Origin of the sequence: Ancylobacter radicis (assembly GCF_018449475.1) — a bacterium.
GTDB classification, from domain to species: domain Bacteria; phylum Pseudomonadota; class Alphaproteobacteria; order Rhizobiales; family Xanthobacteraceae; genus Ancylobacter; species Ancylobacter radicis.
The window spans coordinates 107327-120059 of the sequence record NZ_JAHCQH010000015.1 but is presented as its reverse complement, the minus strand read 5'-3'; the positions used below and the strand labels follow the sequence as shown (position 1 = coordinate 120059).

10 protein-coding genes are annotated in these 12733 nt (G+C 69.0%); 4 read left to right on the top strand and 6 right to left on the bottom strand.

The window, feature by feature from the left end; genetic code table 11:
• Positions 1–35: 35 nt before the first annotated feature.
• Positions 36–1343 carry a 3,4-dihydroxy-2-butanone-4-phosphate synthase gene (gene ribB, locus KIP89_RS06655; protein WP_213754632.1) on the bottom strand — a complete coding sequence of 436 codons (1308 nt, stop codon included), beginning with the start codon at positions 1341–1343 and terminating at the stop codon, positions 36–38.
• A 90-nt stretch (positions 1344–1433) separates the two neighbouring features.
• Positions 1434–2546, bottom strand: a complete 1113-nt coding sequence (gene aroC / locus KIP89_RS06650; protein WP_213754631.1) for a chorismate synthase — start codon at positions 2544–2546, stop codon at positions 1434–1436.
• Positions 2547–2710: 164 nt separating this feature from the next.
• On the opposite strand from aroC, the gene KIP89_RS06645 reads away from it, so the two are divergent.
• Positions 2711–4030, top strand: a complete 1320-nt coding sequence (locus KIP89_RS06645) for a hemolysin family protein (protein WP_213754630.1) — start codon at positions 2711–2713, stop codon at positions 4028–4030.
• Between the two features lie 5 nt (positions 4031–4035).
• On the opposite strand, the gene KIP89_RS06640 is transcribed toward KIP89_RS06645, so the two are convergent.
• From KIP89_RS06640 to KIP89_RS06625, 4 genes are all read right to left on the bottom strand, one after another.
• On the bottom strand, positions 4036–4260 hold the full coding sequence (locus tag KIP89_RS06640; RefSeq protein ID WP_213754629.1) for a hypothetical protein: 225 nt from the start codon (positions 4258–4260) through the stop codon (positions 4036–4038).
• Between the two features lie 201 nt (positions 4261–4461).
• A complete protein-coding gene (gene hrpB / locus KIP89_RS06635; RefSeq protein ID WP_213754628.1) occupies positions 4462–6936 on the bottom strand; it encodes an ATP-dependent helicase HrpB in 2475 nt (824 codons plus the stop codon).
• Between the two features lie 198 nt (positions 6937–7134).
• On the bottom strand, positions 7135–8481 hold the full coding sequence (gene aptA / locus KIP89_RS06630; protein WP_213754627.1) for an omega-aminotransferase AptA: 1347 nt from the start codon (positions 8479–8481) through the stop codon (positions 7135–7137).
• Positions 8482–8526: 45 nt separating this feature from the next.
• Positions 8527–8676 carry a hypothetical protein gene (locus KIP89_RS06625; protein WP_213754626.1) on the bottom strand — a complete coding sequence of 50 codons (150 nt, stop codon included), beginning with the start codon at positions 8674–8676 and terminating at the stop codon, positions 8527–8529.
• A gap of 69 nt (positions 8677–8745) precedes the next feature.
• Between KIP89_RS06625 and KIP89_RS06620 the strand changes: the two genes are divergently transcribed.
• The 3 genes from KIP89_RS06620 (at position 8746) to phnX (ending at position 12718) form a co-directional block, all read left to right on the top strand.
• Complete coding sequence (locus KIP89_RS06620) at positions 8746–10683, top strand: tetratricopeptide repeat protein (protein ID WP_250152251.1); 1938 nt, start codon at positions 8746–8748, stop codon at positions 10681–10683.
• 90 nt (positions 10684–10773) lie between these two features.
• Positions 10774–11889 carry a TIGR03364 family FAD-dependent oxidoreductase gene (locus KIP89_RS06615; protein ID WP_213754625.1) on the top strand — a complete coding sequence of 372 codons (1116 nt, stop codon included), beginning with the start codon at positions 10774–10776 and terminating at the stop codon, positions 11887–11889.
• A 31-nt stretch (positions 11890–11920) separates the two neighbouring features.
• The gene (phnX, locus tag KIP89_RS06610) at positions 11921–12718 is read left to right on the top strand and encodes a phosphonoacetaldehyde hydrolase (RefSeq protein ID WP_213754624.1); all 798 of its coding nucleotides are present in this window, start codon (positions 11921–11923) and stop codon (positions 12716–12718) included.
• Positions 12719–12733 lie beyond the last annotated feature (15 nt).

The following is a 12733-nucleotide window of genomic DNA, read 5'->3' as shown; positions in this document are numbered from 1 at the left end:
TCCTGGCTTCGCAATGCCATTCGCGTGAGCGGGGTTCAGGCGTCCAGTGTCTCGGTACCGGTGATCTCGATCCCAAAGCCGGCGACGCCGACATAGGTGCGGGCGCGCGAGGCGAGCAGCCGGATCGAGGAAATACCGAGATCGCGCAGGATCTGCGCCCCCAGGCCCACTTCGCGCCAGCTTTCATCGCGCAGCCGCGCGCTTTCCGCCGGCGTGCCTTCGGAACCGACCGAATTGACCGGAACGCCCGTCGTGCCGTCGCGCAGATAGACCAGCACGCCGCGCCCCTCCGCCTTGATCCGCTCCAGGGAGGCGTGAATCGCCTTGCCGCCGGTGAAGACGTCGCCAATGGGATCGGCGCGGTGCAATCGTACCAGTACGTCGCGCCCGTCGCCGATCTTGCCGTGGATCAGAGCGATATGGTTCACCGGCTCGAAGGGCGTCACATAGGAGATGCCGTGCATGTCGCCCACCGCCGTCGGCGCGGTGAACTCCGCGGTGCGGCTCACCAGCTTCTCGCGCAACTGCCGGTAGGCGATGAGGTCGGCGACGGAGATGCGGGTGAGATTATGGGCGGCGGCGAAATCCGCCACCTTCGGGCCGCGCATGACGCTGCCGTCATCATTCACCAGCTCGCAGATGACGCCCACGGGTTCGAGATCGGCCAGCTTGCACAGGTCCACCGCCGCTTCGGTATGGCCGGAGCGCATCAGCACCCCGCCTTCCTTGGCGATCAGCGGGAAGATATGGCCCGGGCGCACGAAATCCGAGGCGCCGGCATTGGGGTTGGCGAGCCCCCGCACGGTCGCGGTGCGGTCCTCGGCGGAAATGCCGGTGGTCGTGCCGTGCTTGTAGTCGACCGATATGGTGAAGGCCGTGGCGTGCGGCGCGTCGTTGTCCGTCACCATCGGGTTGAGCCGCAGCCGCTTGGCATATTCGGCCGGCAGCGGGGTGCAGACGATGCCGGAGGTGTGCCGCACGATGAAAGCCAGCTTCTCCGGTGTTGCGTGAACCGCGGCGACGATGAGATCGCCCTCATTCTCGCGGTCATCGTCATCCGTGACGACCAGCATCTCGCCACGCGCGAAGGCCTCGATCGCCGCTTGCACGCGGGCCTGCAGATTATCGCTCATCATTGCCACCTCGACGCTATCGATCCCGAGAAAGTCGTTCGGCGTCACCGCCCCCGCCGTGGCTGCGGCGATGCGGCTGCCCGCTTCCCGGGAGACCCAGGCTTGCTGGTCGTTGCACAGCGCGGTGATGCTGGCCGGCGACAGGCCGACACTGCGCGCGAAGGCGCTGCGTGTCGTTCCTGTCAGGGCGAGCCAATCCGCGAGCTTCATGCAGAGAGCATAAGCGCGGGAAAATTCACTCGCAATGAAAAACGGACAGGCTTTCAGTATTACTGAAATGCACGCCTTGATTGCAGAAAGTCAGCGTGGGAACGGCCAAGCCGGGGGCGTGCCGACCTGCGCGCGATGGCGCAGCAAATGGTCCGCCAGCACGCAGGCGACCATCGCCTCGCCAACCGGGACGGCGCGGATGCCGACACAAGGGTCGTGCCGGCCCTTGGTCATGATTTCCGCGTCGTCGCCGTATCTTGTTACCGTACGACGCGGCGTCAGGATCGACGACGTCGGCTTCACCGCGAACCGCACGACCACCGGCTGTCCGGTCGAGATGCCGCCAAGGATGCCGCCGGCATGGTTCGCGAGGAACACGGGCTTGCCGTCATTGCCCATGCGCATCTCGTCCGCATTGTCCTCGCCGGTGAGGGTGGCCGAGGCGAAACCCTCGCCGATCTCCACGCCCTTCACCGCATTAATGCTCATCAGCGCCCCGGCCAGATCGGCGTCCAGCTTGGCGTAAAGCGGGGCACCGAGCCCGGCGGGCACACCCTCGGCTACCACTTCGATCACGGCGCCGACCGAGGAGCCGTTCTTTCGAATGCCGTCGAGATAATCCGCCATGCGCGCCGCCGCCTGCGCATCCGGGCAGAAGAACGGGTTGCGGCCGATCTCGGCACTGTCCCAGTTCGCGCGGTCGATCACGATCTCGCCCATCTGGACGAGGGCGCCGGTGATGGCGACACCCTCCAGCACCTTGGCGGCGATCGCCCCGGCGGCCACGCGCACCGCGGTCTCACGCGCCGAGGAGCGCCCACCGCCACGATGATCGCGCAGGCCGTATTTCACGTCATAGGCGTAATCGGCATGGCCGGGCCGGTAGCTCTCGGCGATCTGCGAATAGTCCTTGGAACGCTGGTCGACATTCTCGATCACCAGGGCGATAGGCGTGCCGGTGGTAATATGAGACCCGTCTTCCTGCGGCAGCGTGCCGGAGAGGATCTTCACCTCATCCGGTTCGCGGCGCTGGGTGGTGAAGCGCGACTGGCCCGGCCGGCGACGGTCCAGCGCCTCCTGCACCTCTTCCAGGCGAAAGCGCAGACCCGGAGGGCAGCCGTCGATGACACCGCCGATCGCCGGTCCATGGCTCTCGCCGAAAGTCGTCACGCGGAACAATTGGCCGAAGGTGTTGAACGACATGAACGGCGCCCGGGCAGGGAAGGGATGGTCGGGCTTCTAGGCCCGCCGGCGCCGGGCGTCAAACCACGCTTGGTTCGGTGCCGTCGTTCGAAATGGGATCGCGGCCATGGTCAAGGCGGCTGCCGTGCTCCATAATAAGGCGAAACCCTGAAATCACGGACCCAATGCCTGTTTTTGAAATCGCCGTCGTTGTTCTGCTCGTGCTGATCAACGGCGTTCTCGCCATGGCCGAGCTGTCCGTTGTCTCGGCTCGCCCGGCCCGCTTGCGATCCATGGCGGATAATGGATCGAGCGGCGCACGCATCGCTCTCTCGCTCGCCGCCGATCCCGGCCGCTTTCTGTCCACGGTGCAGATCGGCATCACGCTGATTGGTATTCTCGCCGGCGCCTTTTCGGGCGCCACGCTTGGTGGCCGGCTCGGGGAATGGCTTCGGGACATGGGCGTCTCGCCCGGTCTGGCGGACGGCCTCGGCTACTCACTGGTGGTGGCGGCCATCACCTATATCTCGCTGATCATCGGCGAACTGATCCCCAAGCGCCTGGCGCTCCAGAGTCCCGAGAGACTCGCCAGCCTCGTCGCTCCCGGTATGATGTTGCTCTCGCGCGTCGCCGCGCCGGCGGTGTGGCTGCTGGACATTTCCTCGCGCGGCATTCTTCGCCTGCTCGGCGAGAGCGGCAAGGGCGACGACAGCAACGTTACCGACGAGGAGATCCGCGCCATTGTCGCCGAAGCCGAGACGGCTGGCGTGATCGACCCGGAGGAGCGGCGCATGATCGCCGGCGTGATGCGCCTCGCTGACCGGCCCGTCCGGGCGGTCATGACGCCGCGCACCGATGTGGACTGGATCGACCTCACCGACGACCCGGACGCGGTGCGCCAGACGATCCGCGAGACCCACCATACCCGCATGCCCGCCTGCGAAGGCACACCGGAGGAGAGCGTCGGCGTCATCGACATTCGCGATCTTCTCGAGGCCTATCTCGACGGTGAGACGCCGGACCCGCGCCAGTTCGTCAAGCAGGCGCCGGTACTGGTCGAGACGGCCGGTGCGCTGGACGCGATGAAGGTGTTGCGCCATGCCGAGACGCCGCTGGCGCTGGTGGTCGACGAGTATGGGTCGATGGTAGGCATTCTCACCCCGGCCGACCTCCTCGATACGATCGCCGGCACGGTGGTATTCGACGAGGGTGGGCAGGTGAAGCCCGACGTGGTGGAGCGCGCGGACGGCAGCTATCTCGTGGCGGGCTCTACGCCGATCGACGAACTGGCGGATGTGCTGGCCATCCGGCTGCCGCAGGATTCGAGTTTCCATACGGCCGCAGGATTCATGCTGCATGAGCTCAAGAGGCTGCCGCAGGAAGGCGCCGCGTTCGAGGCGATGGGCTGGCGCTTCGAGGTCGTCGATATGGATGGGCGACGTGTCGACAAGATCCTCGTTGCGCGGGCGGTGACGCCACGCCGCCGCGCACCGCTGATGGGGTAAGGCGATCAGCGCACCACGCGCTCGATCGCTCCCATGGGCGAGGCTGCATTGGCCTGCACGCCGCCATACCTGGCGCCGAGCCCCGCCACGACGGTGACGATGGCGACGGCGAGGGCGGCGGCGATCAGGCCGTATTCGAGACCGGTGCCGTGATTGCGCCGGGCAACCGCCGTGCGGCGCCGTTGCGCCACAGTGCGACCGACCAGATCCCTGTCAACAAGCTCTCTCATGGGCTTACTCTGCTTGCGCCTGTCTGTGACGATTTCTGTCTTGGGACAGATTTTCTTGTGCCGTCAGACTGAGCCCCAGATGTTGATCGCGCGTTAAATCACGGCTTCACGCGGTTTCTGCGCGGCGGTTACTTCCCCTGTGGTTAATGTTTTACAGCCGCAAGACGTCCGCCAAGACGCGCGTCGCGGTGACCAACGCGCTTAGCCGCGCGGCTTGGCGCGGCGCGTGGGCTCGGCATTGGCCGGGTCGTCCGGCCAGGAATGCCGGGGATAGCGTCCGCGCATATCGGCGCGCACATCGCGCCACGAGCCGCCCCAGAAGGCCGGCAGGTCGCGCGTCAGCTGGATCGGCCGGTGGGCGGGGGAGAGGAGGGCGAGGGTCAGCGGCACGCGACCCTGCGCGATCGAGGGGTGGGTCTTCAGCCCGAACAGTTCCTGCACGCGCACGCTCAGCACCGGCCCGCCCTCGGCGGCGTAATCGATCGGCAGGCGGGAGCCGGTCGGCACCTCGACATGGGTCGGGGCCTCCTCATCGAGGCGGCGGGCGAGTTCCCAGGGCAGGAGGGCGTGCAGCGCCTGACCGAGCCGGCTGGCGTCGAGGCCATTCAGGCCGGTCAGGCCGTCGAGGTGAGGGGCGAGCCAGTCCTCTGCCGTGGCGGCGAGGGTGTCCCAGGAGAGGTCGGGCCAGGTCTCCGGCAGGCGGGCGTGCAGGAAGCGCACGCGGTCGAGCCATTGACGCTGATGATCCGACCAGGGCAGGCGGTCCAGCCCGCGCGCGCGCGCCGCCTGCGCGAGGGCGCGCGAGGTTTCCGGTCCCGGCTTTACCGAGGCGGGGCGTTCGGACAGGACCAGCCCGCCGAGCCGGCGAATGTCGCGCGCACGCAGGGCGCCGGATGCGGCGTCGAAACCGGTCTCCACGGCTTGGGTGATCGCCGGGCCGAACTCGGCCTCAAGCTCCGCTTCGGTGAGCTCGGTAGCCAGCAGGATACGCGCCTCATCCGCTGTGCCCGTCAGTTCGGCGATGGCGAGATAGGGAGCGCGGGCGAGGGCGCTGGCAGGGTCGAGCGCGGCGCCCCGGCCATTGGCCAGCACAACGCGGCGCCCGTCGCCACGCGCGCGGGCGATACGGTCGGGAAAGGCCAGTGCCAGCAGCACGGCCGGCGAGGGGACGGCGCCGCGTGTGCAAGGCGCCAGCCCCTCGGCTTCGCGGGCCCAGCGTTCGGCGAGGCGACGCGCATCTTCCACCCGGCGCCCGCTCTCGCGCTGGAAGCCATCGAGGCGGTGGGCAAGGTCAAGGCTGTCGCCGCCGAGCCCCCGCTCGGAGACGATGGCGGCGATGCGCGCCGCCGTGGGACCGGCCCCGCGCCGGGCACCGTCGATCACCATGCGGGCCAGACGCGGCTCCAGCGGCAGGCGCGCCATGGCGCGTCCGCGCTCGCTCGCCTGCCCGTCCGCGTCGAGCGCGCCGAGGCTCTGAAGCAGGGTCCGCGCTTCCCGCCATGCGGCCTCAGGCGGCGGATCGAGGAAGGCCAGCGCGCCGGGCTCGCGCACGCCCCAGACGGCGAGGTCGAGCACGAGGCGGGAGAGGTCGGCGGCGAGGATTTCCGGCGCCGCGAAGGCCGGAAGGCTCGCCGTTTCCGGCTCGTGCCAGAGGCGCAGGCACACGCCCGGCGCGGTGCGGCCGGCGCGGCCCCGGCGCTGGTCGGCGGCGGCACGGGAGACGCGTACGGTCTCAAGCCGCGTCAGCCCGACGCCGGGCTCGAAACGCGGCACGCGGGCGAGGCCGCTGTCGATGACGAGGCGCACGCCCTCGATGGTCAGGCTGGTCTCGGCGATGGAGGTCGCCAGCACCACCTTGCGCCGCCCCGGCGGGGACGGGGCGATGGCGAGATCCTGCTCGCGCGGGTCGAGCGCGCCATAAAGCGGGGCGATGTCGACCGAACTATCGCGTACGCTCTCCCGCAGCAGGCGCTCGGTGCGCCGGATCTCGCCGGCGCCGGGCAGGAAGGTGAGGACGGAGCCGGCCTCAGTGGCGAGCGCGCGCTGCACCGCCTCCGCCATCTGCCGGTCGATCGGCGCGCGCGGGTCGCGGCCGAGATAGCGGGTCTCGACGGGAAAGGCGCGTCCCTGACTCTCGATCACCGGGGCGTCCGGTCCGAGCAGCCGCGCCACGCGGGCGCCGTCGAGCGTCGCGGACATGACGAGGAGGCGCAGATCCTCGCGCAGCGCGCCCTGAGCATCGAGAGCGAGGGCGAGGCCCAGATCGGCGTCGAGGCTGCGCTCGTGGAATTCGTCGAACAGCACGGCGGCGACGCCGGACAGTTCCGGGTCGTCGAGCATCATGCGGGTGAAGATGCCTTCGGTGATGACCTCGATGCGGGTGGTGCGGCCGATTTTCGAGCCGAAGCGGGCGCGATAGCCGACCGTCTGGCCCGCGCTCTCGCCCAGCGTCGCCGCCATGCGCTCGGCGGCGGCACGGGCGGCGATACGGCGCGGCTCCAGCACGAGGATGCGGCGGCCGGCGACCCAAGGCTCGTCCAGCAAAGCGAGCGGCACGCGGGTGGTCTTGCCGGCGCCGGGCGGGGCGACGAGCACGGCGGCATTGCCGGCGCGCAGGGCCGCTGTCAGGCCGGGCAGGGCCTCGTCGATGGGGAGGGGCTGGTCGAACGCGCGCATCGCGCCCGCTCATAGCAGAATTGTGCGCCGGCCGTCGCTGCGTCGTTAACAAGGATCGTCATCCCCGAATGGCCGTCAGGCCATATCCGGGATCGTACGAGGTAAATGCTGTTCTGGACGCGATCCCGGCTCTGCGCTTCGCTGCGGCCGGGATGACGTCTTCAAAGAGAGGCGGGATGCCCTGGAGGCAACCCGACCTCACATCACCGCGTCGATGGTCCTGCCGACCTTCTCGACCAGTTCGCCGATCTGCGATTCGTTGATGATGAGCGGCGGGCTCACGGCGATGGTGTCGCCGGTGGCCCGGAACATCAGCCCCTCATCGTGGAAGGCATGCTCCATCGCCTCATAACCGCGCTTGCCGGGGGTCTCGGGCTTGGGCGCCATGTCGAAGGCGGCGACGAGACCGACGGTGCGGATGTCCAGCAGGCCGGGCTTGCCCTTCAGCGTCATCACCGCATCGGCGAAGATCGGCTCCATGGCGCGGGCGCGCTCGAACAGGGCTTCGTCGCGATAGAGGTCCAGCGTCGCCAGCGAGGCGGCGCAGGCCAGCGGATGGCCGGAATAGGTGTAGCCGTGGAACAGCTCGATCACGTGGTCCGGGCCGTTCATGAAGGCGTCGTAGATGTGCTTGCGCACGATCACGCCACCCATCGGCACGGAACCGGAGGTCACGCCCTTGGCGAAGGTGATCATGTCCGGCACCACGCCGTACCGCTCGGCGGCGAAGGGGAAGCCGAGGCGACCGAAGCCGGTGATGACCTCGTCGAAGATCAGCAGGATGCCGTATTTGTCGCAGATCTCGCGCAGGCGCTTGAGATAGCCCTTGGGCGCCGGGAGGCCACCCGTGGAGCCGGCCATCGGCTCGACGATGACGGCGGCGATGGTCTGCGCGTCATGCAGGGCGACGATGCCCTCCAGCGCGTCGGCGCGCTCGGCGCCCCATTCCGGTTCGCCCTTGGAGAAGGCCTGCTTCTCGCGGTCATAGGTGTGCGGCAGATGGTCGGCGCCCGCCAGCAGGCTGCCGAAGAAGCGGCGGTTGGGCGAGATGCCGCCGACGGTGATGCCGCCGAAGCCGACGCCGTGATAGCCGCGCTCGCGGCCGATCAGGCGGGTGCGGGTGCCCTTGCCGGTCACGGCGTGGAAAGCGAGGGCGATCTTCAGCGCGGTATCGCCGGCTTCCGAACCGGAATTGCAGAAGAACACATGGTCGAGATCGCCCGGCGCCAGCTCGGCAATGCGCGAGGCCGCCTTGAACGCCAGCGGGTGGCCGAACTGGAAGGTGGGGGCGAAATCCATCTCCGCCGCCTGCTTCTGGATGGCGGCGACGATGCTGTCGCGGTTGTGGCCGGCATTCGAGCACCACAGGCCGGCGGAGCCGTCCAGGATCGCCCGGCCTTCCGGCGTGTAATAGTGCATGTCCTTCGCCTTGGACACCATGCGCGGGCGGCGCTTGAAGGCGCGGTTCGCGGTGAAGCCCATCCAGAACGCCTCAAGGTCGTTCGGCGTGGTGGCGGTGACGTCGTAGTCATAGGCAACGGACATGATCAGCTCCGAGTGACGGGCCATAGGTAAGGGCCGCGCTTTTGATCATGTATAATGCTTGAGCATCGGCATGCTCACGAGAAAAAATGATGATGTGATCACTTTCCCTTCTGCCGTGCCGTCCACGCTGCGGAACGGCCCCCGATCGATCGTCATGAACTCGCCGCACAGCGGGCTACAGTCACCCTGCGTCACGTTATTTCATCGACAAGCGCCCCCGCCTGGCCTACCGGGAGCGTGAACCCCGTTCACAGGACGGCGCCGTTGCCCGACAGCACCAGACCCGAGATGGAGGCCGTACCGCCGGTATCCGCCGCCGGCCCGCCCGATGCGGCGGCGGCCGAGGTGGTACGCCGGGCGCTGGCTCAGGTGCTCGAGTCGGAGGAGCTGCGTTCGTCTCCCCAGCTCTCCAACATTCTGCGCTTCATCGTCGAGGCGACCCTGCAAGGGCGGGCCGACGCCATCAAGGGCTACACCATCGCGGTTGAGGCGCTGGGCCGGGATGCGTCCTTCGACCCGCAGGCTGACCCGATCGTGCGGGTGGAGGCGACGCGGCTGCGCCGGGCGCTGGAGCGTTATTATGCCGGTGCCGGCGCGGGCGACGAAATCGAGATCGTGGTGCCGCGCGGCAGCTATGTGCCGCAATTCCTGCCGCGGGGCGGCGGCAACGCGGTGGCGGCGCTTCCGCCGGATGGCGAGCCGGCGACGGGCGCGGACGAGGTTCCTTCTGTTGTAAACAAGCCGTCGCCCACCGATGCGGACGACCGGGAGCCACGTGGCCAGCGCGCGGGGCGGGGGCTGCCGCGCATCGCCGTGCTGGCCGCAGCGGCTTTCGCGCTCGTCTTCATCGTCGCCATTGCCGTCGACATGGTCGATCCAAGGGGCTGGCGGGCCCTTGTCTCGGACGCCGCGCTGCGGCCGGTGGAACGGGCCAATCGCCTGGGCATTCCGATGATCGAGGTGCGCGCTTTCGATACCACGGGCGGCAAGCCCTTGCCGCCGAGCGAGATCGCCGGCACCTCCGGGGCGATCACCAGCGGCGATTTCACCGCGCGGGCTCTTGAGGTGCGGGTGCGTGATGCGCTTGCCCGGTTCGATCTGCTTGACGTGCTGGCCAGCCCTGATGTGCGGCCTTCGCTCAATTGCGGGGCCGGCAGCAACTCGCCGCATTCGGTCTTCGCGCTGGGTGGCCTCGTGGAGAATCACGATGATGGCGCCATATCCCTGCTGCTGCGGCTCTCCGATCTGTGTGACGGCACCATTGTCTGGTCGCGCGAATTCGACAGTCTGAAGCGGGGATCCGATGCGACGGCCTCGGAAGTTGCGCTGGTGCGCGACATCATGGCCGCCATCGCCGAACCCTATGGCGTGATCCAGGCCCGCGCCCGCGCCCAGGTCACGGCGGCGGGCGGCCCTGCCAATGCGGGCTCCTATGGCTGCGTGCTGATGGCGTTCTCCTATTGGCGCTCCTATCGGCCGGAGGAGCACGAGCAAGCGCGGACCTGCCTTGAGCGCGCGGTGGCTTCTGACCCGACCTTCGCGCTCGGTTACGCCCTGCTGGCCGAACTCTATCTCGACGAAATTCGCAACGGGGCGCCGTCCTCCTCGCTCAAGCCGGCGATCAATCGCGCGCTGGCCGCCGCCGAGCAGGCGGTCGAACTGGCGCCGACCAGCTCCACCGCCCAGCGCGTGCTGATGCATGTGCATTTCTTCCGCGGCGAGCGCGGCGGGGTAATCGCCGCCGGGGAAGCGGCGCTGGCGTTGAACCCCTATGATGTCGAGGTGCTCGCCGATTTCGGGGGCCAGCTCATCCTGCTCGGCGATGCGGCGCGGGGCGAGGCGATGCTGGCGAGCGCGGCGCAGATCGCGCCGGGCATGCCGCCCTGGGTCGACTATTACCGGGTCATGGCGGCCTATCTGCGGGGCGACGCACCGGCCGCGGCGGCGGCGGCCGATCAATTGATGGGCGAGGGCTTTGCTCCCGGCCTGCTGGCCCGCGCACTCGCGGCCCATCTCGCCGGCGAGACCGATGCCGCGCGGGCGGATGTGCGCCGCCTGACCGAGGTCGCGCCGATCTGGGCGGCGGAGCCCGAGGCGATGGTGGCGCGCTTCTTCCCGAGCCCGGAGATCGCCAAGCGCGTCAAGGCGGACCTCGCCGCGCTCGGCCTGCCCATGCGCAAGACCTCGGCGGCGGCGAACTGACGCGCCGGTAATCGACCCTTGGTCGCGTGGCGCTCCACGGGCGAACGCGCTATGAGGCGTCTCCCACCTTCTGGCCGCCGGAACACGCTCATGTCGCACAGTTTCGATCTCGCCATTGTCGGCGCGGGCGTCGTCGGTCTCGGCCATGCCATTGCCGGTCTGCGGCGCGGGCTGAAGGTCGTGGTGATCGACCGCGACGCGCAGGCCAACGGCGCCTCGATCCGCAATTTCGGCTTTGTCACCGTGACCGGCCAGCAGCGCGGCGAATGCTGGCGCCGGGCCATGCGCTCCCGCGACATCTGGGCCGAGATCGCCCCGCAGGCGGGCATTGAGGTGATTCATCGCGGCCTGCTCGTTGCCGGGCGCCGACCCGAGGCGATGCCGGTGCTCGAAGCGTTTCTCGCTACCGAGATGGGCGAGGGGTGCGAATTGCTGACCCCCGACGAGGCCCGCGCCCGCCTGCCGGCGCTCTCCGGCGAGCTCTCCGGCGCGCTGTGGAGCCCGCACGACATGCGGGTTGAATCGCGGGACGCGATTCCCAAGCTCGCCGCCTTCCTCGCGGCACGCGGCGTCACCTTCCGCCGCGAGACGGCGGTGACCGGCGTCGAGCCCGGCAAGGTGCACACCTCCGGCGGCACCGTCACCGCCGCCCGCATCGTGGTGGCGCCGGGCGATGATTTCCACACCCTGTTCGAGGACCGCTTCACCGCCTATGGCGTCACCCGCTGCAAGCTGCACATGCTGCGCGTCAGCGATCCCGCGCTGGGCCGGCTTCCCGGCTCGGTGATGACCGACCTCTCGCTCGGGCGCTATCTCGGCTATGCCGAGCTTCCCGAGGCCGAGCCGCTGAAGCGCCGCCTTGCCGTGGAGCAGGCCGAGCACTTGAAGCATGGCGTTCATCTCATCGTCGTGCAGTCGGCCGATGGTTCGCTGGTGGTGGGCGACAGCCATCATTACGGCGCCACCCCGGATCCCTTCGCGCCCGATTTCGTCGATGAGCTGATCCTCGACGAATACGCCGCGCTGTTCGGTCGCCGCCCGCAGGTCACCGAACGCTGGCTCGGCACCTATGCCTCGGCCTCCGACCGGCTCGCCTTTATCGACCGGCCGCATGACGACATCCGCCTCGTGGTGGTGACCAGCGGCACCGGCGCTTCCACCGGCTTTGCCATCGCCGAGGAAGCGGTGGCGGAGCTGTTCGGCTGATCGTCACCAACCCCTCGCGAAGGAGTGGACCATGCTCAAGGCGCTGATTCTGGACTGGGCCGGCACGGCCGTCGACTTCGGCTCGCGGGCGCCGATGGGGGCCTTTGTCGAGGCCTTCGGGCAGTTCGGGGTGATGCTCTCCATCGAGGAGGCGCGCGGGCCGATGGGGCTGCCCAAGCGCGACCATGTGGCGAGCCTGATCTATAGCCCGGCCATCGCCACCCGCTGGCAGCAGGCGCAGGGCGCCGCCCCGACCGAGGCCGATGTCGACCGCGTGCTCGCCGTGTTCGAACCGCTCAATGTCGAGGTCATTCCGCGCCATGCCGACCTCATTCCGGGCCTTCTGGAAGTGGTCGCCGAGGCGCGTCGGCGCGGCATGAAGATCGGCTCCACCACCGGCTATACCCGGCCGATCATGGAAAAGCTGATGCCGCTCGCCGCCAGCGCCGGCTATGCGCCGGACAATGTGGTGTGTGCCGGCGACCTCGTGGCGGGGCGGCCGAGCCCCTTGATGATGTACCGCACCTTCGCCGATATCGGCGTGTGGCCGCCCGGCGCCTGCGTCAAGCTCGACGATACCGAGCCGGGCATCGCCGAGGGGCTGGCCGCCGGTACCTGGACCGTGGGCCTCGCGCTCTCCGGCAATGCGGCGGGCCTGTCCAAGGCAGAACTCGACCGGCTCGCGCCCGATGAGCGCGCCGCTTTGCGCAAGCGCGCCAGCGACAAGCTCGCGCGGGCCGGGGCGCATTTCGTCATCGACACGGTGGCAGACCTGCTGCCGGTGCTCGACGCCATCGAGGCGCGCCTCGCCGCCGGGCTGCGGCCCTAGGCGCGTCCGGGCGCC

What these genes read in the sequence shown, in the direction of transcription:
- aptA (WP_213754627.1), bottom strand. Translation starts at nt 8,481, where the DNA reads ATGTCCGTTGCCTATGACTACGACGTCACCGCCACCACGCCGAACGAC.
- ribB (WP_213754632.1), bottom strand. Translation starts at nt 1,343, where the DNA reads ATGAAGCTCGCGGATTGGCTCGCCCTGACAGGAACGACACGCAGCGCC.
- aroC (WP_213754631.1), bottom strand. Translation starts at nt 2,546, where the DNA reads ATGTCGTTCAACACCTTCGGCCAATTGTTCCGCGTGACGACTTTCGGC.
- hrpB (WP_213754628.1), bottom strand. Translation starts at nt 6,936, where the DNA reads ATGCGCGCGTTCGACCAGCCCCTCCCCATCGACGAGGCCCTGCCCGGC.
- KIP89_RS06640 (WP_213754629.1), bottom strand. Translation starts at nt 4,260, where the DNA reads ATGAGAGAGCTTGTTGACAGGGATCTGGTCGGTCGCACTGTGGCGCAA.
- KIP89_RS06645 (WP_213754630.1), top strand. Translation starts at nt 2,711, where the DNA reads ATGCCTGTTTTTGAAATCGCCGTCGTTGTTCTGCTCGTGCTGATCAAC.
- phnX (WP_213754624.1), top strand. Translation starts at nt 11,921, where the DNA reads ATGCTCAAGGCGCTGATTCTGGACTGGGCCGGCACGGCCGTCGACTTC.
- KIP89_RS06615 (WP_213754625.1), top strand. Translation starts at nt 10,774, where the DNA reads ATGTCGCACAGTTTCGATCTCGCCATTGTCGGCGCGGGCGTCGTCGGT.